Genomic DNA, 24,548 nt, shown 5'->3' with positions numbered 1-24,548 from the left:
GGCGCGAGTTCGACCTCGGCGACCTGCGCGACCGGCGCCGGTTCGTGCTGCCGTGCGCGGCCGGGCCGGACGTCCGGGACCTGATCACCGACGCCGACCTGCGCTCCGTCTGGCTGCGGGCCGGCTGACCAGCTCGCGGACCAGTTCCACCGCGGCGTCGGCCTGGCGGGCGGCGTCGGGCCGGCCGGCCACCGCGTAGAGCCCTTCCACGACCAGCCACACCCGGTCGGCCAGGGCCGGCTCGCCGCCCAGCGACCGGACCAGGCCGTCGACGGTGGCCCGGCTGCGGTCCAGGTAGTCCCGGGCGATGCGTCCGGCCGTGTCGTCCTCGGCCGGGCACTCGGTCAGGTAGTTGCGCAGCGCGCAGCCGCGGAACCCGGGCTCCCGGACCCGGTCGGCGACCTCGGCGACCAGGGCGACCAGCCCGGCCGCGGGCTCCCCGGCCGCCGCCACGGCGCGTTCCGCCGAGCGTTCGCGCCGGCTGCGCACCGCCGTCAGGTAGGCCGCCACCAGCTCGGACTTGGCCGGGAAGTGCGAGTAGACCAGGTTCTTGCCGCAGCCGGCCGCGGCGACGACCCGCGCCATGCCGACCGCGCGGATCCCCTCGGCGTAGAAGAGCGGGCTCACCGCCGCGAGGATGCGCTCGCGGGCGCCGGGTGCTGCCGTGCGGGCCATGTGGCCAATATAACGGAACGGTCGGTCCGCCATCCTCGTAGGATCGGACCGATCGGTCCGTCACAGCGAGGAGGCACCCCATGCGCGACGCGGTCATCGTCGAAGCGGTACGCACCCCGGTCGCCAAGGGCAAGCCCGGCGGCGCGTACGCGGACATCCACCCGGTCGACCTGCACGCCCACGTGCTGCGCGCGGTGACCGCGCGGCTCGACGGGCTCGACCCGGCCGAGATCGACGACGTCATCGGCGGCACGGTCGCCCAGGTCGGCGAGCAGAGCACCAACAACACCCGGCTGGCCGTGCTGGCCGCCGGCTTCCCCGAGTCGGTGCCCGGCACCACCGTCGACCGGCAGTGCGGCAGCAGCCAGCAGGCGCTGAGCTTCGCCGCCCAGGGGGTCGCCGCCGGCGCCTACGACATCGTGATCGCCTCCGGGGTCGAGTCGATGAGCCGCGTCCCGATCGGCAGCGCGGCCCTGGTCGGCGGGGACCGGGCGTTCGTCGGCGGCCCGGCGGTCGCCGAGCGCTATCCGGGCGGGCTCATCCCCCAGGGGATCAGCGCCGAGCTGATCGCCCGCCGCTGGCACCTGTCGCGCACCCGGCTGGACGAGTACGCCGCGACCAGTCACCAGCGCGCGGCCGACGCCTGGAAGCAGGGCCGGTTCGCCGCCGAGGTGGCGCCGCTGGCCGGGCTGGAGACCGACGAGTCGATCCGCCCCGGCAGCACCGTGCAGATGCTGGCCGCGCTGCCCCCGGCCTTCGCCGACGAGCGCTGGCTGCGGCGCTTCGGCGAGCTGTACTGGAAGGTCACCGCCGGCAACTCCAGCCCGGTCAACGACGGCGCGGCCGCCCTGGTCGTCACCACCAGCGAGATCGCCGCGCGCCGCGGCTGGCGGCCCCGGGCCCGGGTGCACACCGCGACCGCGGTCGGCGACGACCCGATCCTCATGCTGACCGGCATCATCCCGGCGACCGCCAAGGTGCTGGCCCGGGCCGGCCTGACCCTGGCCGACATCGACGCCTTCGAGGTCAACGAGGCGTTCGCATCCGTGGTGCTGGCCTGGCTGGACGAGACCGGCGCCGATCCGGCGAAGGTCAATGTGGACGGTGGCGCGCTCGCGATCGGGCACCCGCTGGGCGCCAGCGGCGCGCGGCTGGCGACCACGCTGCTGGGCGTGCTGGACCGCACCGGCGGCCGGTACGGGCTCCAGACGATGTGCGAGGCCGGCGGCACCGCCAACGCCACGATCATCGAACGGCTGGGCTGAGCCCCGTCCGGGCGGCCGTGCTCAGCGGCGCAGCGGCTGGAAGCCGAACGGCAGCTCCAGCCGGTGCGCCCGGAGCAGCTCCTCGTCGGCGAGCAGTTCGGCGGTCGGCGCGTCGGCCACGATCCGGCCGTCGTCCAGGATCACCGAGCGCGGGCAGAGCTGCATGGCGTATGGCAGGTCGTGGGTCACCATCAGCACCGTCACCGGCAGCCGCTCGATGATCTCGGCCAGCTCCCGGCGGCTCGCCGGGTCCAGGTTGGACGACGGCTCGTCCAGCACCAGCAGCTCGGGCCGCATCGCCAGCACGGTGGCCACCGCGACCCGCCGCCGCTGGCCGAACGACAGGTGCAGCGGCACCTGGTCGCGGTGCGCGGCCATGTCCACCGCCGCCAGGGCCTCGTCGACGCGGGCCCGCAGCTCGGCGCCGCGCAGCCCCAGGTTGGCCGGGCCGAAGGCGACGTCCTCGGCCACCGTCGGCATGAACAGCTGGTCGTCCGGGTCCTGGAAGACGAGGCCGACCCGGCGGCGGATCTCGGCCAGCCGGGCCCGGTCGCGCGCGTCCACCCGCAGCCCGCCCACCTCGACCGTGCCGGCGCCGCCGTGCAGGATGCCGTTGAGGTGCAGCACCAGCGTCGTCTTGCCGGCGCCGTTGGGCCCGAGCAGCGCGACCCGCTCGCCCGCGGCGACGCTCAGGTCGACGCCGTGCAGCGCCACGCTGCCGTCCGGGTACGCGAAGGTCAGGCCGGCGATCTCCAGGCTCACGCCAGCACCGCCGTCAGCGCGATGGCCGCGGCCGCGGCGGGCAGCACGGCCGAGGCCGCCCAGTCGGCGGTGGTCGCGCCGCCGGCCTCGGGCCGGGGCAGCCGCCCGTCGTAGCCGCGCGACACCATCGCCAGGTACACCCGCTCGCCCCGCTCGTACGCCCGCAGGAACAGCGCGCCCACGCCGACCGCGAACGCCTTGACCTGCCACAGGAAGCGCGGGTCGTAGCCGCGGGAGAGCCGGGCGATCCGCATCCGGCGCGCGTCGTCGGCCAGGATGTCCAGGTAGCGCAGCATGAACGTGGCGATCTGGGTGAAGACCCGCGGACAGCGCAGCCGGTCCAGGCCCAGGATCAGGTCGCGCATGGTCGTGCTGGCCGCCAGCAGCAGCGACGCCACGACCCCGAGCGTGCCCTTGGCGGCGATGTTCCACGCGCCGTACAGCCCGTCGACCGACAGGGACAGGCCCAGCCAGGTGACCCGGTCGCCGTGCCCGGCGAACGGCAGGGCGACGGCGAGCACGACGAAGGGCAGCTCGATGGTGGCGCGCCGGGCCAGCCACCCCGCCGGTACGCGGGCCAGCACGGTCACCGCCGCGAGCAGCAGGGCGTACCCGCCGAAGGCGGCGAACTCGGTGCGCGGGGTGGCCACCACCACGACGGTGAACAGCAGCGTGGCCAGGATCTTCACCTCGGGGGCGAGCGCGTGCACCGGGCTGCGCCGGGCCAGGTGCAGCGGGTGGGCGTGTCCCGCGCCCATCAGACCTTCCCGGGGGAGCGGCGGCGGGCCAGCCAGAAGACGCCGCCGCCGACCGCGAAGGTGACCAGCACGCCGAGCACCCCGGCCAGCCCGGTCGACAGGTACGGGTTGTCGATGCCGCGGATCCCGTAGCCGGCCAGCGGGCCGTCCGCGAGCTGGTGGTCCTGTTCCCGCCGGGCCATGCAGTCGCCGCCGGTGATCTCGCCGTGGGAGTCGAAGGTGCAGCCCTGGCGCGCCGTCGCGTCCAGGCCGTCCGGGCTGCCGGAGGCGAAGTTGCTGACCACGCCGGCCAGCAGCAGCGCGACCAGCAGGCCGCCGGCCAGGAACCAGCCGAGCCGCCGGGTCACGCCGGCCCGCCCGAGACGGTGGCGGACGCCGCGGCGGTGGTCGCCGGGACGGGCGCCGGCGGCTTGCGGAAGCGGCGCAGCGCGTACACCAGGTCCGGCCGGACCCGGGCCACGGTGGCCACGGTCGTCGCCGCGATCAGGCCCTCGCCGATGCCGATCAGCACGTGGGTGCCGGCCATCGTGCCCGAGACCCAGGGCAGCGACAGCTGGGTGGTGCCGCCCAGCCAGTACTCGAACACGAAGCCCTGCGAGGCGGCGACGACCCCGACCACGGAGGCGACCAGAGCGGTCGCGCCCAGGCCGGACGGCGTCTTGGGCAGCACCCGCAGCAGCCCGGCCACCAGCAGGTAGCCGGCCGCCGTGCCGATGATCGCCATGTTGGTGATGTTGAGCCCGAGCGCGGTCAGGCCGCCGTCGGCGAAGAGCAGGCACTGGATGATCAGCACGGTGGAGACGCAGAGCGCGCCGACCCAGGGTCCGACCAGGACCACGGCCAGCGTGCCGCCGAGCAGGTGGCCCGAGACGCCCGGCAGCACCTGGAAGTTGAGCATCTGCACCGCGAAGATGAAGGCCGCCACCAGCCCGGCCATCGGGGCCAGGCGGTCGTCGAGGTCGGCGCGGGCCCGCCACGCGCAGAACGCCAGCGCGAGGGCGGCGAAGGCGGCGAAGACCGCCGACACGGTGCCGTTCACGATGCCGTTGGCGATGTGCATCGCCTCTACGTCCATGGATCCCCCTCCGGACCGCGGCCACTCCACGGGCCAGCATATGACGCACCCTGGCAGTTGCAAAGAATTGGCAACAGCGCCGAGCGGGCTGGGATGTGGATCACTGGCGGGGCGGGGCCACCGGGTCCAGGAAGCCCGCTTTGACCAGAGTCCGGCTCAGCGGCCGGGTGAGCTCGGCCAGCCGGGCGGTGCCCTCGGCCCCGAGCGCCCGGTACGCCGGCGCGGCCAGCCGGTCGGTGTCGGCCTCCAGGGCCGCCCGCAGCTCGCGACCCTGGTCGGACAGCTCCGGGCCGGCCAGCAGCCCCCGCTCCTGCAACGCGGCGACGCCCTCCGCCCACTGCGCCCGGGTGTAGCCGCGGGTGGTCCGCAGGAACGTGGCATCGGCCGTGCCCGAGGCGGCGTGCAGGATGACCGACTCGGGTCCGCTCACCCCGGCCAGCAGCAGCGCGGCCACGTGGGCGTCGCCGCGGAACTCGCGCAGCAGCGTCTGGGCGTGCCACAGCACCAGGTGCGGGGCCTCTGGCCAGGGCAGGTCGGCGTGCGCGGCGAACAGGGGGCGGCCGGCGGCGTACGCGCCGGCCGACTCCGCCGCCCGCCGGGCCAGCCCGGCGGCCTCGGCCACCTCGGCGCTGTGCACGGTGTCGCCCAGGCCGCGGACCAGGGCCGCGTCGGCGGCGTCGAGCCGGGCCGCGACGGCCGCCGCCGGGGTCACGATCTCCCAGGCCGCGGGCAGCGCCCGCGCCACCAGCGCGGGATGGAAGTTGTAGAAGGTGGCGACGACCGGACCGGCCCCCACCGCGCCCAGGGCGGCCCCGCGCGAGACGAAGTAGTCGGCGACGGCGGGCACGCCGAGCGCGGCGAACCGCTCGCGCACCTCCGGCGCGAAGTAGATCATCGAGTGCAGCGGCTCGGTGCGGCGCCAGGCCTCGCGGGCCAGGGCGGGGGACGGGTTGATCATGCCCGCCATCCTCGCATTACCGGCTAGTAACCGGCGACGGTCAGGGCCGACATCCCCGCCGAGGCGTCGACGTCGACCCGGTCCACGGCGGTGTCCCAGCTCGCCGGGGTGAAGGTGCGCCCCGCCGCCACCCCGGCATGGTGGCGCCCGTCCAGCGTCACCTGCCCGGCGCCGCTGCCGACCCGTACCCGCACCGGGGTCCGCTGCGCGGTCCGCACGTCGAACAGGTCCACCCCGCCGCTCATCCGGACGCCGAGCGTGCCGTCCGGCCGGGGCAGCGTCAAGATGATCCGCCCGGCGCCACCGGCCAGGTCGACGCCGCCGACCCGGCCCGCGCCCAGATCGATGACGGACGACCCGGCGCCACCGGCCACCCGCAGATCCCAGCGGACCACCGCGTTGAGGGTGATGTCGACGGCCCGGGCATCGCCGTCGAGGCGCAACAGCACCCGGCCGTCCCGCTCCTCGGCCCGGGGCACCCCGGCCCCGCCCGGCGGCGTGGTGACCCGGTACAGGCTCTCGCCGAGATCCGCCGCCCGCACGGTGACCCGCTCGGCGCCGTCGATGAGATCGAAACCGGCGCTGGTACGCCCGTCGAGCGCGGCCGTGGCGAGGTGCGGAGCGGCCGCCGCGGCGGCGGGACCGCGGCCGGTGGGCGGGGCCTCGCCGTCGTGGCTCAGCGCCACCACGGTCGCGGCGGTGAGCAGCAGGGCGGCGGCGCCGATCCCGGCTCCGACCAGCCGGTGCGGCGCGCGCCGGGCCGACGGCTCGCCCGTCATCGGGGCGGCGATTGCCGGATCGCCGGCTGCCGGGCCACTGGCTGTTGGATTGCCGGTTGTTGGGCCACTTGCTGTCGGGCCACTGGCTGTTGGATCGCCGGTTGTTGGGCCACTTGCTGTCGGGCCACTGGCTGTTGGATCGCCGGTTGCTGAGCTGTCGGCTGTTGGATCGCCGGTTGTTGGGCTGTCGGCTGTTGGATCGCCGGCTGTGGGGCCACCGGCTGTCGGGCCACCGGCTGTCGGATTGCCGGCTGTCGGGCCACCGGCTGCGGTTTTGCGGCCTGCATGATCAGCGGGGGCCGGACTGCCGGGTACTGGTTCACCCGCTGTGCTTCCGCCGGCGGCCAGACCGCCGGCGGCGGGATCGGCGGTCGTCAGGCCGCCGGTCGCGATTGCGCCCGCTGCGAAAGCACCGACTGTGGAATCGCCGGTCGGGTAGCCGGTGGCTTGTCCGGCAGCCCTTCGCTGCCAAAACTTCGGTTTGCTCGGCCGGTCCGGAATGTCGGTTTTGTCGCTCAGGAGATCATGCAGCGTGACGGTACTGGCCGGGGGAGCGAGCGGCCGGGGACCCCGGCGTTCCAGTGCCGGGACGCGCCGGATCCGGGACGGCCGGGCGCGGGCGAGGGCGAAGGCGGCCCGCGCCGGCAGGGAAGCCGAGATCGGTAAGGATGCGGACGGCGGCCGGGAGGCCGAGGGCGGTGGGGAAGTCGCGGCTGGCGGGGGAGTCGAGGGTGGTGGGGATGGTCCGGGCGGGGCGGCCGAGGGCGGCGGGGCGGGTGCGAACTGCGCGAGCAGGGCCTCGGTGATCACCGGCAGCTCGACCGTCGGTTCGTCGGCGGGCAGCGGGGTGCCCGGCGCGGGCCAGTCGGGCGGTGGCGACGCGGGCGGTCCGCCGGTGGGACCGGCGTCGGGGATTCCGTGCATGGTGATACCTCCATGTCGGTGCCGCTGACCGGTACGGAATCCGGCGCCCGCCGGATCGGCACAAGGCAGAAACTTGCGTCCCCCGCATCTTTGCGTGGCCCGCACTTTCCGCTACGGTGGTGGGCATGGGACTCCGCGAGCGCAAGAAGGCCGCCACCCGGGCCGCGCTGAGCTGGGCCGCCATCCGCCTCACCGTCGAGCGCGGTTTCGACAACGTCAAGGTGGAGGACATCGCCGCCGCGGCGGGGGTCTCGCCCCGCACCTTCAACAACTACTTCGCCGGCAAGGGCGAGGCCATCGTGTCCCGCCACCTCGACCGGCTGCGGCGCGTCGCGGACGAGCTGCACGCCCGGCCCGCGGACGAGCCGCTGTGGACGGCCATCACCGAGGCCGTCCTGGCCCAGCTCGAGCCCGGTCCCGAGCTGGTCGCCCACCCGGTGCCCGACCGGGACGCCTGGATCCCCGGCGTGCGCGCCATGCTGGCCGAGCCGGCCCTGCAGGGCGACATGCTGCGGGCCGCGGCGACGGCCGAGGCGGAGTTCGCCGTGGCCGTGGCCGAGCGCACCGGCACCGACCCGGACGACCTGTACCCGCACCTGGTGGCCGCCGTGGTGATGGCGGCGGCCAACGTCGCCCAGTCGCACCACCTGCGGGCCGGACCGCCGGTGTCGATGCGCCACCTGCTCACCGAGACGCTCGCCCTCGTCGCCGCGGGCCTGCCGCCACCCGCCACCGACGACCGCCCTTCCACCACACCGCCGCCTGCCTGATCCGAGCCCACCGTGGGACCACGGCCGCGCCGCCGGGCCGCCGCCCCGATCACCACCGCAGCCCCGGCGGCGGCCACGGCCGCGACCGTCGCGGCCGCCCGATCCGCTGCCCGTTCCCGAAACGCAACTCAGGGCCGTGACCGTCGCGGCCGCCGGCCACGAACGCGGCCCACCGTGGGGCCACGGCCGCGACCAACGCCACTGCCCGTCCTGAAACGCAGCTCACGGCCGTGACCGTCGCGGCCGCCGGCTACGAACGCAGCCCACCGTGGGGACCACGGCCGCGACCGTCGCCGCCGCCCCGCCCACCGCACCCCGTCACCACCGCAGCCCGCCGTGCCACGGCGGGCCGGTGCGCCGTACCCGGAAGGGGTTTCACCATGATCGACGTCGTCATCGCCGGCGCCGGGCCCAACGGCCTCATGCTCGCCTGCGAGCTGGCCCTGGCCGGGGCCCGGCCGCTGGTCCTCGAGCGGCTGGCCGAGCCCACCGGCGAGCAGCGCGCCAACGGCCTGGTCGGGCAGATCGTGCCCATGTTGGACCGGCGCGGGCTGTACGAGCGCCTCGCCGACGGTCCCGGACCGCCCCGCCCGACGCCCGGGTTCGTCTTCGGCGCGTTCCCGCTGGACCTGCACGACCTGCCGGACAACCCGCTCTACACGATGCTGGTACCGCAGCGGCGGATCGAGCAGATGCTGGCCGCCCGCGCGACCGAGCTGGGCGTCGAGATCCGCCGCGGTCACGAGGTGCTCGGCCTGACCCAGGATGACGATTCGGTGACCGTCGAGGTCGCCGGGGCGCCGCCCGTGCGGGCGTCCTACCTGGTCGGCGCCGACGGCGGGCACAGTGTGGTCCGCAAGCTGGCCGGCATCGACTTCCCCGGCGTGACCAGGGACGACACGGTGTCCCGGACGGCGCACGTCAGCGTGCCCGCGGGCCTGGTGGAGCCGGACGGCGGCCTGCGTGTGCCGGGGTTCGGGGTGGTGCCGCCGTTCCTGCACACCCGCACCGAGCGGGGCCTGATCGCCTGGGCGCCCATGCCCGGCCGCGACCCGCTGGTCAGCGTGGGCGAGCGACGCGGGTCCGGCGCGGACGACGACGGCGCGATGACGCTGGCCGAGTTGCGCGCGGCGGCGGCCCGGGTGCTCGGCGCGGACCTGCCGCTGTCCGCGCCGGCCGGGCCGGGCCCGCACCTGCTGCGGCGCATGGTGGGCGGTAACACCCGGCTGGCCGCGGCGTACCGGGCCGGGCGGGTGCTGCTGGTCGGCGACGCGGCCCACGTGCACTCCGCCCTCGGCGGGTCCGGCCTCAACCTGGGCCTGCAGGACGCGATCAACCTGGGCTGGAAGCTCGCCGCCGAGGTACGCGGCACCGCCCCGCCCGGCCTGCTGGACACCTACGAGTCGGAGCGCCGGCCGGCCGCCGAACGGGTGAACATGCACACCCGGGCGCAATCCGTCCTGATCGGGCCCGGCGGAGACGTGACCGCCCTGCGGGTCCTGCTCGGCGAGCTGCTGGAGTCGCCGTTGAACCGGCGGCACGTGGCGGCGATGCTCGCCGGCGCCGACATCCGCTACGCCATGCCCGGCGCCGACGGCCCACACGTCGGGCGGTGGGCGCCGGACGTGCCCGGCCTCCGCGCGCTGACCCGGGCCGGGCGGCCGCTGCTGCTCGACCCCACCGGCGGCCTCGGGGTGGGACCGTGGGCCGGCCGGGTGGACGTCGCCGTCGTGCCGGGGCTCGCCGCCGGGATGCTGCTGCGCCCCGACTGCTACGTCGCGTGGGAGGGCGACACCGGCGACGGGCTCGAGCGGGCCCTGGCGGCGTGGTTCGGTGCGCCGGCCGGCGCCGGGTGCGGCTAATCTGCCCCCATGGACGACCTGGCGCGGCGGCTGGCCGGGCTCACCTTCGCGGGCCTCACCCAGGACGAGGTCACCGGCCTGATCATCGACGAGGTCGTGGCCTGGGGCCGGGCGCGCGGCTGGCGGGTCTACCGGCGGGCGCCCAGCGTGGTCCGGCTGCCGCCGCCGATGGACCAGCAGCACTCGGTCGTGGACGTGGCGCTGGCCCGCCCGGCCGCGCCGCCGATCGTGGTCGAGGTGGACCACACCGACCGCCGGCGCACGGTGGAGAAGCTGCTCGCCGAGGCGGATGCGGGCCGGGTCGCCGTGTGGGTCCGCTGGGGGCCGGGCCGCATCGCCGAGCCGCCGGCGCCGATCCACCTGATCGCCCTGCCGGTGGACCGGGCCCGCGGCCGGTATTCCCACAGCACCGCGCCCGCCCGGCCCGCGCCCACCCACTCGGCGGCCCCGGCCGGCGCCGCCGAGGTGGCCGAGCTGCCCCTGCCCGAGCCGCGCCGGGACCCATTGTGAGCAGCGCCGCAGCGGCGTAACGTCCCAACCGGAGCCTTCAGCCGGAGATGGTCGACATGCGCCCTGTCCATCCGCGCGGGAAGCTGGCGGTCTGCGCCGAGGAGACCTGCCAGTGGCGGAACTTCGTGCACGAGCTGACGCCCACCACCTCGTGCCGGCGACATCCCGGCCAGACCCACTTCGTGCCGGAGGGGACCAGGCTGCGGGTGCGCTGCTTCCACGAGGGCTGCCTGCAGAGCTCCGTGCCGGTGACGTACTGGCACAGCCTGCACGCCGCGGAACACTTCCAGTGCGCGGGTCACCTCATCCGCGTGTGACCCGGGTGCGGCCCTTGAGGTGGCGGCCCAGGGCCCGGGCGATCTCGCGGTTGGCGTCGCGCTCGGCGATGGCCTGGCGCTTGTCGTACTCGCGCTTGCCGCGGGCCAGGGCCAGCTCCACCTTGGCCCAGCCGTCCTGGAAGTACAGCGACAGCGGGACCAGCGTGTTGCCGGGCTCGCGCAACTTCTCCAGGATCCGGTCGATCTCGATGCGGTGCAGCAGCAGCTTGCGGGTCCGGCGGGGCGCGTGGTTGGTCCACGAGCCGAAGCCGTACTCGGCGATGTGCAGGTTGTAGAGCATGAGCTCGCCCTCGTGCTCCTGGGCGAACGCGTCGACGATCGAGGCGTAGCCGGCCCGCAGCGACTTGACCTCGGTCCCGGCCAGCACCAGGCCGGCCTCGTACGTCTTGAGGACCGCGTAGTCGTGCCGCGCCTTCTTGTTGGACGCGATGACCTTGCGCCCGGTCTCCCTGGCCGTGGCCGCCCCCTCGCTGTCGCCGGACCCCTCGCCTGCCGTCCATCCTCGCAAAAAGGGGCGGGCCCGCGTCAGACCCCCCGGTCACCGTCGACGAGGTCGACGCCGCGGGGCAGCACCAGACCGGCCGCGGCCAGGTCGCGCAGCAGCCGGCTGAGCGCGGCCGGCCGCAGGCCCGTGGGCCCGGCCGCGGCCGGGGCCTGCACGCCCAGCGCCGCGGCCGCCGCCAGCGCGCAGTCGCTGATGGCGGCCTCGACGCCGTGCAGGCGCCGGGCGCGCAGGGCCACGTCGGGGGAGTGCCGCAGCGCGTGGTGCTGGCGCAGCAGCCGGTGCAGGGTGGCCGCGAGCTGCTCGATGGGCGGGGAGGTGGGCGTGCTCGGCGGGTCCGGACGCAGGGTGCGCCACAGCGCCCGGGCGGCGCGGGGCAGATAGATCGCCGCGCCGATCGCGAGGGTCGGCAGGAGCAGGACGAACACCCACTGACCGACCCGGAGGAGATCCATGACCAGCGTCCAGCGTGGTGGGAGGCGTGCGGTGACTCTTCGTAGCTTCCGGGCGGCGCCGGGTCGATGTCAAGCTCCGGCCCGGCCCGGTACGCCCGTTGTCGCCATCTGAACGCGCTCTGGCCCGGCCCCCGGAGCGGCGTCGAGAGTCGCCGGCAGAGCCGGAGCACGAGGAGATGAGGCCGATGAAGGCTGTCCGCGTCCATGACTACGGCAAGCGGCCCACGGTCGACGAGGTGCCCGAGCCGGGGATCACCGGCCCGCTCGACGTGCTGGTCCGTGTCGGGGCGGCCGGGCTGTGCCGCACCGACCTGCACATCGTGGAGGGTCAGTGGGCGGAGAAGTCCGGGGTCGGGCTGCCGTACACGATCGGCCACGAGAACGCCGGCTGGGTCGAGGCGGTCGGCAGCGCCGTCACGAACGTGACCGCCGGCGACGCGGTGATCCTGCACCCGCTGGTCACCTGCGGGCTCTGCCGGCCCTGCCGCTCCGGCGACGACGTGCACTGCGAGAACTCCGCGTTCCCCGGCATCGACACCGACGGCGGCATGGCCGAGCTGCTGCTGACCACCGCCCGCTCGTGCGTGCGGCTGCGGCCCGGGCTGGAGCCCGCGGACGTCGCCGCGCTCGCCGACGCGGGCCTGACCGCCTACCACGCGGTCCGCAAGGCCGTGCCGCTGCTGTACCCGGGCACGACGTGCCTGGTGATCGGTGCGGGCGGCCTCGGCCACATCGGCATCCAGTGCCTGCTGGCGATGACCGCCACCACCGTCGTCGTGGCCGACCCCAACCCCGCGGCCCGCGAGCTGGCCACGACGCTGGGCGCGCACCGGGTCGTGGCGTCCACCGACGAGCTCGACGAGCCCGCGCACGTGGTGCTCGACTTCGTCGGCGAGCAGGGCGCCGAGGCCCGGGGCCTGGCGATGACCCGCCGGGCCGGCAGCTACTTCGTGATCGGGTACGGCGGCCGCGTCGACATCCCCACCATCGACCTGATCTCCACCGAGCGCAACGTCGTCGGCAACCTGGTCGGCTCCTACAACGACCTGGACGAGCTGATGATCCTCGCGGCCCAGGGCCGGGTGCGCCTGCACACCCGGAGGTACCCGCTGGCCGCCGTGAACGAGGCCATGGACGACCTGGAGGCCGGGCGGCTGCAGGGCCGCGGCATCCTCGTGCCCTAGGGGGACCCGATGTACACCAAGGACGGCGTCAGCTACTTCATCCTCGACGGGCACACCCATTTCTGGGACGGCAGCCCGGCCAACCAGATCAACCGGTACGGCGAGGGCTTCATCAAGTGCTTCTACGACTACCACTCGAACCTCTCGCCCGAGGAGTACCGCTGGACGCTGGAGGAGTTCGAGCGCTACCCCGAGGAGCGGATGATCCACGACCTGTTCGAGGCCGGCCCCGACGACATGGCGATCCTGCAGTCGACGTACCTGACCGACTGGTACGTCAACGGCTTCAACACGACCGCGCAGAACGGCGCGATGGCCGAGCGGCACCCCGGCCGGTTCATCGTCAACGGCCGCTTCGACCCGCGTGACGGCGAGAACGGCCTGGCCGAGCTGGAGCGGCTGCACGAGCGCTGGCAGCTCAAGGGCGTCAAGGTCTACACGGCCGAGTGGAAGGGCGCCTCCAAGGGCTGGAAGCTGTCCGACCCGTGGGCCTACCGCTACCTGGAGAAGTGCCAGGAGCTGGGCATCCGCAACATCCACGTGCACAAGGGCCCGACGGTCTACCCGATGAACCGCGACGCGTTCGACGTGGCCGACGTCGACGACGCCGCCACGATGTTCCCGGAGCTGCGCTTCATCGTCGAGCACGTGGGCCTGCCCCGGCTGGAGGACTTCTGCTGGATCGCCACCCAGGAGCCCAACGTGTACGGCGGCCTGGCCGTGGCCCTGCCGTTCATCCACAGCCGGCCGCGCTACTTCGCCCAGATCATCGGCGAGCTGCTCTACTGGCTGGACTCCGACCGCATCCTGTTCGGCAGCGACTACGCGATCTGGCAGCCGAAGTGGCTGGTCGAGAAGTTCGTCGACTTCCAGATCCCCGACGACCTGCAGGGCGAGTACGGCGTGCTCACCACCGAGGTCAAGCGCAAGATCCTGGGCCTGAACGCGGCCGCGCTCTACGACGTCAAGGTCCCCGGCGAGCTGACCGTCCCCCGCGGCGCCGGCGACAGCGGCCCGGCCGTCGGCGCGGCCCCGGCCGCCCCGGCATGAGCCCGGAGGAGGCGGCCTGGGCGGCCCTGGCCCAGGTCCGCGACCCCGAGCTGGACCGGCCCATCACCGAGCTGGGCTTCGTCGCCCGGCTCGTGACCGGGGCCGGCGCGGTCCGCGCGGAGCTGCGGCTGCCGACGTACTTCTGCGCGCCCAACTTCGCCTGGCTGATGGTGGCCGACGCACGGGACGCGCTGGCCGCGCTGCCCGGGGTGACCAGCGTCGAGGTGGTGCTGCTGGAGCACTTCGTCGCGGCGGAGATCAACCGGGGCGTGGCGGCGGTCAGCGACTTCGCGGCCACCTTCACCGGCGACACCGAGGGCGGCCTGGACCCGTCGCTGGCCGAGCTGCGGTCCACCTTCGAGCGCAAGGCGCACCTGGCGGCCCAGGACCGGCTGGCCCGCGCGCTGATCGCGGCCGGGGCCGAGCCGGCCGGGCTGGGCGCGCTGTCGTTCGCCGCGGCGGCCGGGATCGCCCCGGAGGCGGCCGAGGCGGTGGCCCGGCGTCGCGCCCGGCTGGGCCTGACCAGCGACCACGCGCTCTGCGACGACGAGGGCGCGGCCCTGCCGGCGGACCGGCTGCCGGGGTGGCTGCGCTTCGCGAGGACGGTACGGGTCAGCATCGACGGCAACGCGGGCTTCTGCCAGGGCCTGCTGCGGACCCGTTACGGGTTGGCGCCGTCGGTGTGACAGCGGCCGGCGCGGGCGGCGGCGCTCAGCGACACCGCCCGCGTCGCCCGTACCGCGCCCAGGCGGACCGCCCGTTCGACCGCCCAGCGGTGCTCGCGCATCCGGGCGGTCGGCATCGAGACCGCCACCGCGCCGACGAACCGGTCGGCGGCGTCCGTGACGGGCGCGGCCATGCACGACAGGTCGGCCTGGAACTCGTCCACCTCGATGGCCAGGCCGGTGCTGCGCACCTGGGCGAGCTGGCGGCGCAGCAACCGCCGGTCGGTGACCGTGCCGGCCGTCACCGGGGGCGTCCCGGTGGTGTCGAGCAGGTCCTCGGCGGCGGCGGGTTCGAGCATGGCCAGCATCAGCTTGCCGAACGCCGTGGCGTGCGGGACCCGGTGGAAGCCGACGTCGAGGACCCGGATCCGGGGGTGCGCGGGACACTCGGCCACATGCGCGACGATCATCTCGGCGTCGCGCAGCGCGGCGTAGTAGGCCGCGGCGTGGGCCTGGCGGTGCACCACCGCGGTGACCCGCTCGACCTCGGGCGGCACCGCGATCTGCCGGCGCAGTCCCCGGGCGAGGTCGTCGACGCGGTGTCCGAGCGCGTAGGCGTGTTCCTCGGCAAGATGGACCAGGTAGCCGCCCGTCACCAGGGTGGTCAGCAGGTGGTAGGTGGTGGGCAGGGCGAGCCCGAGGGCGCGGGAGATGTCGCGGGCCGGCAGCGGGCCGGGCGCCGCGGCGACGTGGTCGAGCACGGCCATGGCGCGCTCGACGGACTGCAGCAGGCCGGTACGGGGGTGGCTGCTCATGAGCCCCAGCATCACCACGCCGGTGGCGCGCGGGAAAGCATTGCACCGAGTTGCACGAGAGGACGGTCAACGATGATCTTCATTACCGCCAAGTTCCTGGTCAAGCCCGAGCACGCGGACCGCTGGCCGCAGATCGCGGCGCCCTTCACCGAGGCCACCCGCGCCGAGCCGGGCTGCCTGTGGTTCGACTGGTCCCGCAGCCTCGACAACCCCGACGAGTACGTCCTGGTGGAGGCGTTCCGTGACGGCGAGGCCGGCGGGGCGCACGTCGGCTCGGCCCACTTCAAGCAGGCCCAGCAGGACCTGCCGCCCCACCTCGCGGCCACCCCGAAGATCGTCAGCCAGACGGTGGAGCAGGACGACTGGTCCGAACTCGGCGAGATGGCCGTACCGGGCCGGTGAGAGGGGCGCGGCCCCGGACCTCCGCCCGGTCCGGGGCCGCGGCTGCTGCCGCGGGTCAGCCCAGCGCGGCGGTCAGGGCCGGGTACCAGCGGTCGGCGATCTTGCGGTTGCCGCTGTCGTCGGGGTGCACCCCGTCCGGCGTGTCGGTGGCGGTGTCGAAGCCGGTGTACTGGTCGACGACGGTGACCGGGGAGGCCGCGGTGCTGGTGGCCGCCGCCCAGGCCGGGATCGCCGCGTTGAGGGCGACGACCCGCTGGTTGCACTCGGCGCAGTTGCTCGGCGTCATCGGCAGGATCTGCGCCACCAGGATCCGCATCGCCGGGTTGGCGGCCCGCATCTGCCCGACCAGCTTGGTGAACGCCGCCAGGATGGTGGCGGTGGAGCGGTTGTTCCAGACGTCGTTGGTGCCGAAGTGCATCATCACCACGTCCGGGTCGGTGGCCGCGAGCCAGCCCACCAGCTGGTTCTGGTCGGCCACGTTGGTGGCCAGGAAGCCGCCGTGGCCCTCGTTCTCGCCGTCGTAGGCGAAGCCGCAGCCCTGGGCCGGCAGCGTGCCGACGAAGTCGACCTGCGACGCGCGCCCGGCCTGTTGCAGCTTCTGCCAGAGCAACGCCCGCCAGCAGCCCGGCGAGCCGGTGATCGAGTCGCCCAGGGCCATCACCTTGACCGGGCCGCCGGCCGGGGGCGGCGTGCTCGGGGTGGGCGTGGGGGTGCTCGGCGTGGTCGGCGGCGTGCTCGGCGGCGTGGTGACCCCGCCGGTGCAGGAGACGCCGTTGAACGTGAAGGCGGTGGGCACGGCGTTGCTGCCGGTCCAGGCGCCGTTGAAGCCGAACGACGTGGACGCGTTCGTGGCCAGGGAGCCGTTGTAGCCGGCGTTGCGGACCGTCACGGCGGCGCCGGACTGGCTCGCCACGCCGTTCCACAGCTGGGTCACGGTCTGGCCGGACGGGAAGCTCCAGCCCACCGTCCAGCCGGTGACCGGGTCGCCCAGGTTGGTCACGGCCACCGCGGCGCCGAAGCCGCCCTGCCACTGGCTGGTGACCGTGTACGTGACCTGGCACCCGGCCGCGGCGGAGGCGGGCGCGGGCGCGGCGAGCAGGCCGGCGGGCACGAGGGCGGCCGCGGCCAGCGCGATCGCGAGCTTTCGGTTCGACATCGTTCTCACCTCAGGTTGGGGGACGTCGTCGCGGTCACGACGGACGGGGCTGAACCGCGTAAGGGGTGTCCCGCATCATTGCATGGGAGCGCTCCCAAAAATAGATGGCCATCAGATTTCAGGACTTGACGGAATCGTGTCGCGGCGGCAGGGTTGGGAGCGCTCCCAATCGACGGGCGTCACTGCGAGGGGACCTCATGCGCACCATCACGAAAGTCGCCGGCCTGAGCGTCGTGGCGGTCGGCGCCGCGCTGCTGTCGGCGGTCAACGCGTCCGCGGCGGCCGGCTGCCGGGTCTCCTACGCGGTCACCAGCACCTGGCAGGGCGGCTTCGGCGCCGCCGTGGAGATCACCAACCTGGGCGACCCGGTGAACGGCTGGACCCTGGGCTGGAGCTTCCCGTCGGGCCAGACCGTGACCCAGGCCTGGAACGGCGTCGCGACCCAGTCCGGGGCCGCGGTCACCGTGCGCGACGCCGGCTACAACGCCGCCGTGGCCACCGGGGCGACCGTCTCGTTCGGCTTCAACGGCGCGGCCACCGGCGCCAACACCGACCCCATGGCGTTCACCCTCAACGGGGTGGCCTGCACCGGCGCCACCACCACCCCGCCGGCGACGTCGACCACGCCGCCGCCCACCATCGTCCCGCCCCCGGTCACCAGCCCGCCACCGACCGGCGGCGGGCGGCAGATGGAGCGGCTGGACCGCGGGCTGATCAGCGTCCGCTCCGGCAGCGGCAACCTGGTCAGCTGGCGCTGGCTCGCCGCCGACCCGGCCGACGTGGGCTTCAACGTCTACCGGGGCGCCACCCGGGTCAACGCCACGCCGATCACCACCTCGACCAACTACCTGGACGCGGGCGCGGCCGCCGGCGCGGCGTACACCGTGCGGGCCGTGGTCGGCGGGGTCGAGCAGGCGGCGTCGGGGACCTCGCTGAACTTCGCCAACGGCTACCTCGACGTGCCGATCCAGAGCCCGGGCAGCGCCGCGTACGCGGCCAACGACGCCAGCGTGGGTGACCTCGACGGCGACGGCCAGCTCGAGATCGTGCTCAAGTGGGACCCGCTGAACAGCAAGGACAACTCGCAGTCCGGGGTCACCGACCCGGTCTACGTGGACGCCTACGAGCTCAGCGGGGCCCGGCTGTGGCGGATCAACCTGGGCCGCAACATCCGGGCGGGCGCGCACTACACCCAGTTCCAGGTGTACGACTACGACGGCGACGGCGACGCCGAGGTGGCCATGAAGACCGCCGACGCCACCGTCTCCGGCACCGGCCAGGTGATCGGCAACGCCTCGGCCGACTACCGCAACTCCAGCGGCTACGTGCTGACCGGGCCGGAGTTCCTGACCATGTTCGACGGTCGCACCGGCGCCGCCCTGTCGACCGTCGACTACGTCCCGCCGCGCGGCACCGTCTCCTCCTGGGGCGACTCGTACGGCAACCGCGTCGACCGCTTCCTGGCCGGCACCGCCTACCTCGACGGCGCCCGGCCCAGCCTGATCATGGCCCGCGGCTACTACACCCGCACGGTCGTGGTGGCATGGGACTTCCGCAACGGCACGCTGACCCGCCGCTGGACCTTCGACAGCAACAGCAGCACCAACTCCGGCACCGCCGGGCAGGGCAACCACCAGCTGTCGGTGGCGGACGTGGACGCCGACGGCCGGGACGAGATCGTGTACGGCTCCCTGGCCATCGACGACAACGGCGCCAAGCTGTGGAACACCGGCAACGGCCACGGCGACACGCTGCACGTCGGCGACCTGGACCCGGCGCGGGCCGGGCTGGAGGTGTTCAAGGTCGACGAGGACGCCAGCAAGCCGTCGTCCTGGTTCGCCGACGCCCGTACCGGCCAGGTGCTGTGGACCACCCCGGCCAACGGCGACAACGGCCGGGGGGTCTCCGGTGACGTCTGGGCCGGCAGCGCGGGCGCCGAGTCGTGGTCCGCGGCCGCCGACGGCGTCCGCGGCCCGTCCGGGGCGGTGGTCAGCAGCCGCAAGCCGGGCTCGACCAACTTCCTGGCCTGGTGGGACGGCGACCCGGTGCGCGAGCTGCTGGACGGCACGCACATCGACAAGTACGGCACCTCCGGCGACACCCGGCTGCTGACGGCGGCCAACGTGCACTCCAACAACGGCACCAAGTCGACGCCGTCGCTCTCCGGCGACCTGTTCGGCGACTGGCGCGAGGAGGTGATCTGGCCGACCGCCGACAACACGGCGCTGCGGATCTACGCGACGCCGACCGCCACCGACCGCCGGATCACCACCCTGCTCCAGGACGCGCAGTACCGGCTGGCCCTGGCCTGGCAGAACACCGCCTACAACCAGCCGCCGCACCCGAGCTTCTTCATCGGGGCGAACATGGCGACCCCGCCGCGGCCCCGCATCACCCAGCCGTGACTACTTCGCGCGGGGCGAGACGGTGTAACTGAACGACACCACGAAGTCGATGACCAGGACCAGGGTCCACGGACCCAGCACGGACCACAGCGCGGCGGTCCGTCCGGGGTCGCCGACGGCGAGGGTGAGGACGGCGAGCACGGCGGCGGCGAGGGCATAGGCCAACGCATGCCTCAGCCACTGCCGGCGCTCGCGGGCGGCGTGGGCCCGCCCGGTACGCGGTGGGCGTACCGGTGCGGGCCCACCTGCGAACCGGTGGGCGAACCACTGGTCGGCCCCGGCGACCAGCTGGTGGCCGAAGGCCACCGAGATGCCGAGGTAGACGGCCGACAGGCCGTGGGTGACGCCGGCCGTGCCGCCGCGGCGCAGGTCCACCACGGTCGCGGCCAGCAGCACGACGTCGACCAGCGGCACCGCGAGCAGCAGCGCGGTGCTCAGCGCCCGGGCCCGCAGCGGGTAGCGGGCCACCAGCGCGGCGCCGAGCAGCACCCAGAACCCGATCTCGCAGGCGACGATGAGCGCGACCATGAAGCCTCCCCGTTATCGCACGACTGTGTTACTTCCTTGATAACACAGTCGTGCCATAATCGGCGGGTGCCGAAGCTCGTGGACCATGCCGCCCGCCGCCGCGAGCTCGCCGCGGCGGTCTGGCGGGTCATCGCCCGCGACGGGGTCGCCGAGGTCTCCATCCGCGCGGTGGCCGCCGAGTCCGGCTGGTCGTCCGGCGCGCTGCGGCACTACTTCGCCACCCGCGGCGAGCTGCTCGCCTTCGCCTGCGAGCAGGTCACCGAGCGGGCCACCGCGCGGATCCGCGACCTGGACCCGCCCGGGCCGCCCCGCGCGCAGGTGCGGGCCGTGCTGCTGGAGGTCATGCCGCTGGACACCGAACGGCGCATCGAGGCCTCGATCTCGTTCGCGTTCCTGGCCCTCGGCCTGGGTGATCCCGCGCTGGCCCGGGTGCAGCGCCAGCAGCACGCCGCGCTGTATGAACTGTGCCGCAGCCTGGCCGCCCAGCTGGGCGCCGGCGGCGAGGCGGTGGCGCGCCGGCTGCACGCGCTGGTCGACGGGCTCTCCCTGCAGATCATGGCCGGCCACCTGAGCCCGGAGGCGGCGGTGGCCGAGCTCGACGCCTACCTCGCGGAGCTCGCCGGCTGAAGCAGCGCGCTCACCGGCAGGCCGCGGATGGACGCGTCCAGCACCCGGGCGGTGTGCGCCAGCGCGATCTCGCCGCCGAGGCGCTGCACCGCGGCCGCCACCTGCATCAGGCAGCCGGGGTTGGCCGTCACCAGCAGCTGCGCGCCGGTGGCCAGCACGTCGCGGGCCTTGCGGTCGCCCAGCTCGGCCGCCGGCTGAGGGTTCAGCACGTTCCAGACGCCGGCCGAGCCGCAGCAGATCTCCGGATCGGCGATCTCCCGGACCGTCAGCCCCGGAACACCGGCCAGCAGGGCCCGCGGCTGGGCCCGTACGCCCTGGGCGTGGGCGAGGTGACAGGCGTCGTGATACGCCACCGTCACCGGCAGCGGCTGGCGCGGCGCCACCGGGCCCAGCTCGACGAGGATCTCCGACAGGTCGCGCACCCGGGCCGCGAACGCCGCCGCCCGTTCGGCGTACCGGGGGTCGTCGCGCAACAGGTCGGCGTACTCCTTCATGGAGGAGCCGCAGCCGGCCGCGTTGACCACCACGTGCTCGACGCCGGCCCGGGTGAAGCTGTCGATGAGCTTGCGGGCGAAGCCCTGGGCCTCCCGTTCGCGCCCGTTGTGCATGCTCAGCGCGCCGCAGCAGCCCTGCGGCGGCACGACGACCTCGCAGCCCTCGGCGGCCAGCACCCGGATCGTGGCCGCGTTCACGTCGGGGAAGAACGCGCTCTGCACACAGCCGGTCAGCACCCCCACGACCGCGCGCCGCGGGCCGCGGGCCGGCACCCGGCGCGGCGGGCGCGGCACCCGGGTCAGCGGCGGGGCCAGGGACTCGAGGGTGGCCAGCGTGGGCGCCAGCCGCGGCAGCAGGCCGCTGCGGCCGACCAGGCGCTGCAGGCCGCTGGCCTGGTACGCGCGCAGCGGCCCGCGCAGCAGGCGCAGCCGCCGGGGGTACGGGAACAGCGCGAAGATAGCCCCGCGCAGCGCCCGCTGCCGGGGCGGCCGGGTGTGCCGCCGCTCCACCTGCGCGCGGGTGTCCTCGATCAGCCGGTCGTAGCGCACCCCGGACGGGCACGCCGTCACGCACGCCATGCACCCGAGGCAGGCGTCCATGTGCCGCACCAGCGAGTCGGTCATCGGCTCGCCGTCCAGCCCCTGCTTCATCAGGTAGATCCGCCCGCGCGGGGAGTCCATCTCCTCGCCCCACAGCACGTACGTCGGGCAGGTGGTCAGGCAGAAGCCGCAGTGCACGCAGTCGTCCACCAGCTCGCGCCGCGGCGGGCGGTGCCCGTCGAAGGCCGGCTCGCCGGCCACCGGCCCGAGCACGTCGGGCGGCGCGGGCCGGCTGCCGTGCGGGGTGTCGACCATCAGATGCCTCCCACGAAGCGTCCCGGCGCGAACCGGTGTTCCGGGTCGAAGCGGTCCTTGACCCGGCGCATCAGCGCCAGCCCGGCCACCGGCCCCCACATGTCCACGACCTCGCGCACCGCCGGCGGGGCGGTCAGCACCACGGCGTGCCCGCCCGCGCGGACGGCGGCCGCCCGCAGCCGCTCCACCACCGCGGGCGCCGACGCCACCGGCACATCGGCGTAGAGCACGCCGGTGCCGGCCGAACCCCGTACCGCCGCGCCCAGCCCGAGCAGATCCGGCACCCGCGACAGCGGCACGGTCAGCTTCATCCCCACGCTGTCCCACGGGTAGCGGCCCCACCAGGGCGGGAACTCGTCCGTGGCCGGCCCGCCGAGCACCTTCTCCAGCCGGGCGGCGCGGTCCCGCACCCCGGCGGCGGTGCCCTCGACCAGCACCGCGAGGGTCACCTCGCCCTCGGCCGGGGCGTCCAGCTCGACCGCGGACGGCACCGCCTGCTCGGCCCGGACGGCGGCCAGCAGCGCGCCGATCCGGTCGGCCGGCGCCGTGCGCCGCACGATCGCCGCGACCGGGGGCACCGGGTGCAGGCGGAACGCGCACTCGGTGACCAGCCCCAGGGTGCCGTACGCGCCGGTGAAGAGCTTGCCCAGGTCGTAGCCCGCGACGTTCTTGACGACCTTGCCGCCGGAGTGGGCCACCCGGCCGTCGGGCCGGACCACCGTCACGCCGATCAGCAGGTCGCGGGCCGTGCCGTAGAGCATCCGCCGGGGCCCGCTGGTGTTGACCGCCACGGTGCCGCCCACGGTGGCGCCGGGCAGCGGCGAGTCCAGCGCGAGCTGCTGGCCGGGCAGGTCGAGGGCGGCGAGCGGGGTGCCGGCCCGGACCACGGTGATGAGGTCGCCGGCCGCGTGCTCGACCACCCCGGTGAGCCGGCGGGTGTCCACGATCAGGTCGAGCCGGCGCGGCGGCACGCCCCAGTCCAGCTTGGTGCCGCCGCCGCGGACCACCACGGCCAGGTCGTCGCGGGCGGCCGCCGCCAGCACCGCCGCGGCCTCCTCGGTGCTCGCCGGGGCCGCCACGAACCGGGCCGGCACGCCGGCGACGGTGTCCTGCGCACCGGCCGTCGTCCACATCAGAACAGCTCCGCCGCGGCCGGCTCGCCGGCCCGGTGCCGGCGGGGCACCTCGCCGCACAGCCGCGGGGTGGGGAAGACCTTGCCCGGGTTGGCCAGCCCGTCGGGGTCGAACGCGCAGCGCAGCAGGTGCATCGTCTCGAGGTCGTCGTCGGTGAACATCCGCGGCATGTACTTGGCCTTGTCCATGCCGACCCCGTGCTCGCCGGTGATCGAGCCGCCGTACTCGATGCACAGGTCGATGATCGCGCCCGACACCTCCTCGGCCCGCCCGGCCTCGCCGGGCACGGCGTCGTCGAACAGCACCAGCGGGTGCAGGTTGCCGTCGCCGGCGTGGAAGACGTTGGCCACCCGGACGCCGTGCTCGCGGGCCACCTCGCCGATGCGGTGCAGCACCTCGGGCAGCGCGGTGCGCGGGATCACCCCGTCCTGCACGATGTAGTCGGGGCTGATCCGCCCGACCGCGGCGAAGGCCGACTTGCGGCCCTTCCAGAACAGCGCCCGCTGGGCCGCGTCGGCCGCGATCCGCAGCTCGAACGCGCCGTTCGCCTCGCACAGGGCGGTCACCTGGTCGAACTGGGCGTCCACCTCGGCGGCCGGGCCGTCCAGCTCGACGATCAGCACCGCGCCCGCGCCCGGCGGGTAGCCGCAGGCCACGGCCGCCTCGGCGGCCTCGATGGCGAGCGCGTCCATCATCTCGACGGCGGCCGGCACGACCCCGGCGGCGATGATCGCCGAGGTGGCGGCGCCGGCCTGGTCGGTGGTGGCGAAGGCGGCCAGCAGGGTCCGCACGGACTCCGGCAGCCGGGTCAGCCGGACGGTGACCCGGGTGGCGATGCCCAGCGTGCCCTCCGAGCCGACGAACGCGCCGAGCAGGTCGTAACCGGGCGGGTCCGGCGCCCGCCCGCCGAGCTCGATCAGCTCGCCGTCCGGGGTGACCACCTCGGCGCCGGTCACGTGGTTGGTGGTGAAGCCGTACTTGAGGCAGTGCGCGCCGCCGGAGTTCTCCGCCACGTTGCCGCCGATCGAGCAGATCTGCTGGCTGGACGGGTCGGGGGCGTAGTAGTAGCCGTGCGGGGTGGCGGCCCTGGTCACGTGCAGGTTGATGACGCCCGGCTCGACGACGGCGCGTTCGTCGTCCGGCGCGACCTCGACGATGGCGCGCATCCGCGAGGTCACGATCAGCACGCCCTCGGCGTGCGGCAGGGCCCCGCCGGAGAGCCCGGTGCCCGAGCCGCGGGCCACGTACGGCACGCCGGCCGCGACGCAGGCCCGGACCGTGCGGGCGCACTCGGCCGCGTCCCGGGGCAGCACCACCAGGCCGGGCACGACCTTGTAGTGCGCCAGCCCGTCGCACTCGTAGGTGCGCAGCTCCTGCCGGTCGTTCACGATCCGGTCGGCGCCCAGCTCGGCGCGCAGCCGGGCGGCGAGAACGTCAAGCGTGGTCATCGGCGGCCCCCTGCCGACAACCTAACCTCCGCCGGGCGGCCCGGTCGAGGGCCGCCGTCACGGTTGCAACAATTCGTTCATCTATGACTGTCGATCAAAGCGTAATGTCTCGGACGTCTGGGGAGATCCTCCAGCCGATCCCAGGAGGCATGC

General features: G+C 74.8%; 26 protein-coding genes. 11 read left to right on the top strand and 15 right to left on the bottom strand.

Features of this window, described 5'->3' with window-relative positions:
• Nucleotides 1–84: 84 nt before the first annotated feature.
• Entirely contained in the window at nt 85–675 is a 591-nt protein-coding gene (locus tag Ani05nite_RS20970) for a TetR/AcrR family transcriptional regulator (RefSeq protein ID WP_203770568.1), read from the bottom strand.
• 80 nt (nt 676–755) lie between these two features.
• On the opposite strand from Ani05nite_RS20970, the gene Ani05nite_RS20965 reads away from it, so the two are divergent.
• On the top strand, nt 756–1,940 hold the full coding sequence (locus Ani05nite_RS20965) for a thiolase family protein (protein WP_203770567.1): 1,185 nt from the start codon (nt 756–758) through the stop codon (nt 1,938–1,940).
• A 21-nt stretch (nt 1,941–1,961) separates the two neighbouring features.
• Here Ani05nite_RS20965 and Ani05nite_RS20960 read toward each other — a convergent pair whose 3' ends face one another.
• The 6 genes from Ani05nite_RS20960 to Ani05nite_RS20935 all read right to left on the bottom strand — a co-directional run bounded on the left by Ani05nite_RS20960 (nt 1,962) and on the right by Ani05nite_RS20935 (nt 6,272).
• On the bottom strand, nt 1,962–2,702 hold the full coding sequence (locus Ani05nite_RS20960; RefSeq protein WP_203770566.1) for an energy-coupling factor ABC transporter ATP-binding protein: 741 nt from the start codon (nt 2,700–2,702) through the stop codon (nt 1,962–1,964).
• On the bottom strand, nt 2,699–3,460 hold the full coding sequence (gene cbiQ, locus Ani05nite_RS20955) for a cobalt ECF transporter T component CbiQ (RefSeq protein WP_203770565.1): 762 nt from the start codon (nt 3,458–3,460) through the stop codon (nt 2,699–2,701). Before cbiQ ends, Ani05nite_RS20960 begins: the two co-directional genes overlap by 4 nt.
• Complete coding sequence (locus Ani05nite_RS20950; protein WP_203770564.1) at nt 3,460–3,807, bottom strand: PDGLE domain-containing protein; 348 nt, start codon at nt 3,805–3,807, stop codon at nt 3,460–3,462. The genes cbiQ and Ani05nite_RS20950 overlap by 1 nt, the downstream gene beginning before the upstream one ends.
• Entirely contained in the window at nt 3,804–4,535 is a 732-nt protein-coding gene (locus tag Ani05nite_RS20945; RefSeq protein ID WP_203770562.1) for an energy-coupling factor ABC transporter permease, read from the bottom strand. Before Ani05nite_RS20945 ends, Ani05nite_RS20950 begins: the two co-directional genes overlap by 4 nt.
• Nucleotides 4,536–4,635: 100 nt before the next feature.
• Nucleotides 4,636–5,493, bottom strand: coding sequence for an SCO6745 family protein (locus Ani05nite_RS20940; protein ID WP_203770560.1), 858 nt, complete (start codon nt 5,491–5,493; stop codon nt 4,636–4,638).
• A 23-nt stretch (nt 5,494–5,516) separates the two neighbouring features.
• Entirely contained in the window at nt 5,517–6,272 is a 756-nt protein-coding gene (locus Ani05nite_RS20935) for a hypothetical protein (RefSeq protein WP_203770558.1), read from the bottom strand.
• Between the two features lie 1,049 nt (nt 6,273–7,321).
• Between Ani05nite_RS20935 and Ani05nite_RS20930 the strand changes: the two genes are divergently transcribed.
• The 4 genes from Ani05nite_RS20930 to Ani05nite_RS20915 all read left to right on the top strand — a co-directional run bounded on the left by Ani05nite_RS20930 (nt 7,322) and on the right by Ani05nite_RS20915 (nt 10,655).
• Nucleotides 7,322–7,966 (top strand): acyl-CoA-like ligand-binding transcription factor, encoded by a 645-nt coding sequence (locus tag Ani05nite_RS20930; protein WP_203770556.1) that lies wholly within the window; start codon nt 7,322–7,324, stop codon nt 7,964–7,966.
• Nucleotides 7,967–8,346: 380 nt separating this feature from the next.
• Nucleotides 8,347–9,828 (top strand): FAD-dependent monooxygenase, encoded by a 1,482-nt coding sequence (locus Ani05nite_RS20925; RefSeq protein ID WP_203770554.1) that lies wholly within the window; start codon nt 8,347–8,349, stop codon nt 9,826–9,828.
• Nucleotides 9,829–9,837: 9 nt separating this feature from the next.
• Nucleotides 9,838–10,338, top strand: coding sequence for a hypothetical protein (locus Ani05nite_RS20920; protein WP_203770552.1), 501 nt, complete (start codon nt 9,838–9,840; stop codon nt 10,336–10,338).
• A gap of 56 nt (nt 10,339–10,394) precedes the next feature.
• Nucleotides 10,395–10,655 (top strand): hypothetical protein, encoded by a 261-nt coding sequence (locus Ani05nite_RS20915; RefSeq protein WP_203770550.1) that lies wholly within the window; start codon nt 10,395–10,397, stop codon nt 10,653–10,655.
• On the opposite strand, the gene smpB is transcribed toward Ani05nite_RS20915, so the two are convergent.
• Both smpB and Ani05nite_RS20905 read right to left on the bottom strand, forming a co-directional pair.
• Nucleotides 10,642–11,184: an SsrA-binding protein SmpB gene (gene smpB, locus Ani05nite_RS20910; RefSeq protein ID WP_203770549.1), complete on the bottom strand. Its 543-nt coding sequence runs from the start codon at nt 11,182–11,184 to the stop codon at nt 10,642–10,644. The genes Ani05nite_RS20915 and smpB overlap by 14 nt on opposite strands.
• Nucleotides 11,185–11,201: 17 nt before the next feature.
• Nucleotides 11,202–11,633 carry a hypothetical protein gene (locus Ani05nite_RS20905; RefSeq protein WP_239130451.1) on the bottom strand — a complete coding sequence of 144 codons (432 nt, stop codon included), beginning with the start codon at nt 11,631–11,633 and terminating at the stop codon, nt 11,202–11,204.
• 185 nt (nt 11,634–11,818) lie between these two features.
• Here Ani05nite_RS20905 and Ani05nite_RS20900 point away from each other — a divergent pair, with 185 nt between their 5' ends.
• The 3 genes from Ani05nite_RS20900 to Ani05nite_RS20890 are packed head-to-tail and all read left to right on the top strand — an operon-like array spanning nt 11,819 to nt 14,553.
• Nucleotides 11,819–12,817 (top strand): NAD(P)-dependent alcohol dehydrogenase, encoded by a 999-nt coding sequence (locus Ani05nite_RS20900; RefSeq protein ID WP_203770548.1) that lies wholly within the window; start codon nt 11,819–11,821, stop codon nt 12,815–12,817.
• A gap of 9 nt (nt 12,818–12,826) precedes the next feature.
• Nucleotides 12,827–13,867, top strand: a complete 1,041-nt coding sequence (locus tag Ani05nite_RS20895) for an amidohydrolase family protein (protein ID WP_203770547.1) — start codon at nt 12,827–12,829, stop codon at nt 13,865–13,867.
• Complete coding sequence (locus Ani05nite_RS20890) at nt 13,864–14,553, top strand: iron-sulfur cluster assembly protein (protein WP_203770546.1); 690 nt, start codon at nt 13,864–13,866, stop codon at nt 14,551–14,553. Before Ani05nite_RS20895 ends, Ani05nite_RS20890 begins: the two co-directional genes overlap by 4 nt.
• Here the strand turns inward: Ani05nite_RS20890 and Ani05nite_RS20885 are convergent.
• The gene (locus Ani05nite_RS20885) at nt 14,529–15,347 is read right to left on the bottom strand and encodes an IclR family transcriptional regulator (RefSeq protein ID WP_203770545.1); all 819 of its coding nucleotides are present in this window, start codon (nt 15,345–15,347) and stop codon (nt 14,529–14,531) included. The genes Ani05nite_RS20890 and Ani05nite_RS20885 overlap by 25 nt on opposite strands.
• Before the next feature lie 72 nt (nt 15,348–15,419).
• Between Ani05nite_RS20885 and Ani05nite_RS20880 the strand changes: the two genes are divergently transcribed.
• Entirely contained in the window at nt 15,420–15,749 is a 330-nt protein-coding gene (locus tag Ani05nite_RS20880) for a putative quinol monooxygenase (RefSeq protein WP_203770543.1), read from the top strand.
• Between the two features lie 55 nt (nt 15,750–15,804).
• On the opposite strand, the gene Ani05nite_RS20875 is transcribed toward Ani05nite_RS20880, so the two are convergent.
• Nucleotides 15,805–16,905 (bottom strand): cellulose binding domain-containing protein, encoded by a 1,101-nt coding sequence (locus Ani05nite_RS20875; RefSeq protein ID WP_203770541.1) that lies wholly within the window; start codon nt 16,903–16,905, stop codon nt 15,805–15,807.
• Nucleotides 16,906–17,102: 197 nt separating this feature from the next.
• On the opposite strand from Ani05nite_RS20875, the gene Ani05nite_RS20870 reads away from it, so the two are divergent.
• On the top strand, nt 17,103–19,310 hold the full coding sequence (locus Ani05nite_RS20870) for a rhamnogalacturonan lyase family protein (RefSeq protein ID WP_203770539.1): 2,208 nt from the start codon (nt 17,103–17,105) through the stop codon (nt 19,308–19,310).
• Here the strand turns inward: Ani05nite_RS20870 and Ani05nite_RS20865 are convergent, their stop codons facing one another.
• A complete protein-coding gene (locus tag Ani05nite_RS20865) occupies nt 19,311–19,838 on the bottom strand; it encodes a hypothetical protein (RefSeq protein WP_203770537.1) in 528 nt (175 codons plus the stop codon).
• Nucleotides 19,839–19,904: 66 nt separating this feature from the next.
• Between Ani05nite_RS20865 and Ani05nite_RS20860 the strand changes: the two genes are divergently transcribed.
• Nucleotides 19,905–20,465, top strand: a complete 561-nt coding sequence (locus Ani05nite_RS20860) for a TetR/AcrR family transcriptional regulator (RefSeq protein WP_203770535.1) — start codon at nt 19,905–19,907, stop codon at nt 20,463–20,465.
• Here Ani05nite_RS20860 and Ani05nite_RS20855 read toward each other — a convergent pair.
• The 3 genes from Ani05nite_RS20855 to Ani05nite_RS20845 are packed head-to-tail and all read right to left on the bottom strand — an operon-like array spanning nt 20,441 to nt 24,395.
• Nucleotides 20,441–21,814 carry a (Fe-S)-binding protein gene (locus Ani05nite_RS20855; RefSeq protein WP_203770534.1) on the bottom strand — a complete coding sequence of 458 codons (1,374 nt, stop codon included), beginning with the start codon at nt 21,812–21,814 and terminating at the stop codon, nt 20,441–20,443. The genes Ani05nite_RS20860 and Ani05nite_RS20855 overlap by 25 nt on opposite strands.
• The gene (locus tag Ani05nite_RS20850; RefSeq protein ID WP_203770533.1) at nt 21,814–22,947 is read right to left on the bottom strand and encodes an FAD-binding oxidoreductase; all 1,134 of its coding nucleotides are present in this window, start codon (nt 22,945–22,947) and stop codon (nt 21,814–21,816) included. The genes Ani05nite_RS20855 and Ani05nite_RS20850 overlap by 1 nt, the downstream gene beginning before the upstream one ends.
• Complete coding sequence (locus tag Ani05nite_RS20845) at nt 22,947–24,395, bottom strand: FAD-linked oxidase C-terminal domain-containing protein (protein WP_203770532.1); 1,449 nt, start codon at nt 24,393–24,395, stop codon at nt 22,947–22,949. The genes Ani05nite_RS20850 and Ani05nite_RS20845 overlap by 1 nt, the downstream gene beginning before the upstream one ends.
• Between the last annotated feature and the right edge of the window lie 153 nt (nt 24,396–24,548).

The organism is Actinoplanes nipponensis, from assembly GCF_016862275.1.
GTDB lineage: Bacteria > Actinomycetota > Actinomycetes > Mycobacteriales > Micromonosporaceae > Actinoplanes > Actinoplanes nipponensis.
Note: the sequence above shows the minus strand (reverse complement) of the source record. Positions and strands in the feature narration are given on the sequence as shown.

Excerpts from the sequence above, each read along its gene's own strand:
- Ani05nite_RS20970 (WP_203770568.1), bottom strand. The coding sequence starts at position 675 with ATGGCCCGCACGGCAGCACCCGGCGCCCGCGAGCGCATCCTCGCGGCG.
- Ani05nite_RS20965 (WP_203770567.1), top strand. The coding sequence starts at position 756 with ATGCGCGACGCGGTCATCGTCGAAGCGGTACGCACCCCGGTCGCCAAG.
- cbiQ (WP_203770565.1), bottom strand. The coding sequence starts at position 3,460 with ATGGGCGCGGGACACGCCCACCCGCTGCACCTGGCCCGGCGCAGCCCG.
- Ani05nite_RS20945 (WP_203770562.1), bottom strand. The coding sequence starts at position 4,535 with ATGGACGTAGAGGCGATGCACATCGCCAACGGCATCGTGAACGGCACC.
- Ani05nite_RS20940 (WP_203770560.1), bottom strand. The coding sequence starts at position 5,493 with ATGATCAACCCGTCCCCCGCCCTGGCCCGCGAGGCCTGGCGCCGCACC.
- Ani05nite_RS20935 (WP_203770558.1), bottom strand. The coding sequence starts at position 6,272 with ATGACGGGCGAGCCGTCGGCCCGGCGCGCGCCGCACCGGCTGGTCGGA.
- Ani05nite_RS20930 (WP_203770556.1), top strand. The coding sequence starts at position 7,322 with ATGGGACTCCGCGAGCGCAAGAAGGCCGCCACCCGGGCCGCGCTGAGC.
- Ani05nite_RS20925 (WP_203770554.1), top strand. The coding sequence starts at position 8,347 with ATGATCGACGTCGTCATCGCCGGCGCCGGGCCCAACGGCCTCATGCTC.
- Ani05nite_RS20920 (WP_203770552.1), top strand. The coding sequence starts at position 9,838 with ATGGACGACCTGGCGCGGCGGCTGGCCGGGCTCACCTTCGCGGGCCTC.
- Ani05nite_RS20915 (WP_203770550.1), top strand. The coding sequence starts at position 10,395 with ATGCGCCCTGTCCATCCGCGCGGGAAGCTGGCGGTCTGCGCCGAGGAG.
- Ani05nite_RS20905 (WP_239130451.1), bottom strand. The coding sequence starts at position 11,633 with ATGGATCTCCTCCGGGTCGGTCAGTGGGTGTTCGTCCTGCTCCTGCCG.
- Ani05nite_RS20900 (WP_203770548.1), top strand. The coding sequence starts at position 11,819 with ATGAAGGCTGTCCGCGTCCATGACTACGGCAAGCGGCCCACGGTCGAC.
- Ani05nite_RS20895 (WP_203770547.1), top strand. The coding sequence starts at position 12,827 with ATGTACACCAAGGACGGCGTCAGCTACTTCATCCTCGACGGGCACACC.
- Ani05nite_RS20890 (WP_203770546.1), top strand. The coding sequence starts at position 13,864 with ATGAGCCCGGAGGAGGCGGCCTGGGCGGCCCTGGCCCAGGTCCGCGAC.
- Ani05nite_RS20885 (WP_203770545.1), bottom strand. The coding sequence starts at position 15,347 with ATGAGCAGCCACCCCCGTACCGGCCTGCTGCAGTCCGTCGAGCGCGCC.
- Ani05nite_RS20880 (WP_203770543.1), top strand. The coding sequence starts at position 15,420 with ATGATCTTCATTACCGCCAAGTTCCTGGTCAAGCCCGAGCACGCGGAC.
- Ani05nite_RS20875 (WP_203770541.1), bottom strand. The coding sequence starts at position 16,905 with ATGTCGAACCGAAAGCTCGCGATCGCGCTGGCCGCGGCCGCCCTCGTG.
- Ani05nite_RS20870 (WP_203770539.1), top strand. The coding sequence starts at position 17,103 with ATGCGCACCATCACGAAAGTCGCCGGCCTGAGCGTCGTGGCGGTCGGC.
- Ani05nite_RS20865 (WP_203770537.1), bottom strand. The coding sequence starts at position 19,838 with ATGGTCGCGCTCATCGTCGCCTGCGAGATCGGGTTCTGGGTGCTGCTC.
- Ani05nite_RS20855 (WP_203770534.1), bottom strand. The coding sequence starts at position 21,814 with ATGGTCGACACCCCGCACGGCAGCCGGCCCGCGCCGCCCGACGTGCTC.
- Ani05nite_RS20850 (WP_203770533.1), bottom strand. The coding sequence starts at position 22,947 with ATGTGGACGACGGCCGGTGCGCAGGACACCGTCGCCGGCGTGCCGGCC.
- Ani05nite_RS20845 (WP_203770532.1), bottom strand. The coding sequence starts at position 24,395 with ATGACCACGCTTGACGTTCTCGCCGCCCGGCTGCGCGCCGAGCTGGGC.